General features: G+C 39.6%; 1 protein-coding gene and 1 tRNA gene. One reads left to right on the top strand and one right to left on the bottom strand.

The genetic code is table 11. The annotated features are described in order from the left end of the window. Positions 1–183 precede the first annotated feature (183 nt). Positions 184–257, bottom strand: a tRNA-Ile gene (locus AC1DND_RS27210). Between the two features lie 226 nt (positions 258–483). On the opposite strand from AC1DND_RS27210, the gene AC1DND_RS27205 reads away from it, so the two are divergent. Next, on the top strand, positions 484–1,748 hold a 1,265-nt coding region (locus tag AC1DND_RS27205), incomplete at its 3' end, for an ATP-dependent DNA helicase (RefSeq protein WP_477585890.1).

Genomic DNA, 1,748 nt, shown 5'->3' with positions numbered 1-1,748 from the left:
CTGCAGGGGAAGTCATATAAAGTGAAATAGTAAAATGCAAAGCTATTTGTTTTTACCGTCCTCCACAACTTTTGGTATTGATCCGATATTATAAAAAATCAGACAAATATTAAAAAGATAATTTCAATAAAGTTTAGGCAACAAAAAACCCCTTCAAGTCATACTTAAAGGGGTTTAAAGCAGTGGGCCCACCTGGGCTCGAACCAGGGACCAAAAGATTATGAGTCTTCTACTCTAACCAGCTGAGCTATAGGCCCGGAAAAAAGGTTATCCTTTTTTGCGAGTGCAATGTTACAAATTTGAATTGAATTTTCGAAAATGTTTTCGGCATTTTTTCATAAAAAGAAAGAATATAAACTCATTTTCAAGTGCTTAATTTTACTTTTCATTTACGGACCGTCTTTTTCTAATTAGAAATTGTGGATAAAACGCCTATTAATCTATCCTCAAATCCATTTCGAATAGGTTAATTTTGTAATTGATATGAATACGCCCGATCCGGACAACCAACTTCTTTTAGATTTTTTAGCCACTACCAACCAGCCTGTTTTTTTAACCGGTAAAGCTGGAACGGGCAAAACTACGCTGCTACGCAAGATTAGAGATACCACTAAAAAGAATTTTGCCATTGTTGCACCCACTGCTGTAGCCGCAATAAACGCTGGTGGCGTAACGCTTCACTCCTTTTTTCAGATTCCCTTTGGCCCTTTGGTTCCTGTTGTTGATGAAAATGCTGAAACGAATTTCAAATACTCAGACGAAAAAACAAGGTTATTACGCTGCCTTGATTTATTGATTATTGATGAGATTAGTATGGTAAGGGTTGATTTAATTGATTTTATCGACCGTACTTTAAAACGTGTTAAGGGCTCTAACCGTCCCTTTGGTGGCGTTCAGGTGTTAATGATCGGCGATCTTTACCAGCTCTCTCCTATTTTTCACGATGCCTGGCATATCCTGGGCAGTTACTATTCCAGCCCATACTTTTTCGATAGTCTGATTTTCAGGTCTACGCCAATGCTTACGTTTACTTTAGATAAAGTTTACCGCCAATCAGACCCCATATTTCTGGATATTTTGAACGGCATGCGCGAAAACAGTCTTGATGCTGGCTTGCTAGCGAAACTGAATGAGCGTTACGATCCATCTTTAGATCAGGAATGGAAAGATGATTACATTACTTTAACCACACACAACCAGCTGGTTAACGAAATCAACCAGGGCTGTTTAGAAAAATTACCAGGAGAAATTTTCGAATTTAATGCGGAGGTAAGTGGCGATTTCCCTAAAGATGCCTACCCTACCGATGAAAAACTCCAGTTAAAACTGGGGGCGCAGGTTATCTTTATTAAAAATGATTCTTCGGGCAAAAAGCAGTTTTACAATGGAAAAGCGGCAAAAATAACTGCTATTAGTCAAGATTCGGTAAAAGTAACCTTTACCAACGGTGGCAGGGAAATCGAAGTAGAAAAAGAAATCTGGCAAAATGTTAAATATAGCCTGAGTGACGAAGAAAATAAAATCGACGAAACCAGTACCGGATCATTCTCGCAATACCCGTTTAAACTGGCATGGGCCATCACTGTACATAAAAGCCAGGGATTAACCTTCGATCAGGCGATAGTTGATGTAAGCACCGCATTTACCCACGGACAGGCTTATGTAGCACTCAGTCGCTGCAGAAGAGTTGATGTAAGCACCGCATTTACCCACGGACAGGCTTATGTAGCACTCAGTCGCTGCAGAAG

The organism is Pedobacter sp. 01N416 (assembly GCF_056399685.1).
Note: the sequence above shows the minus strand (reverse complement) of the source record. Positions and strands in the feature narration are given on the sequence as shown.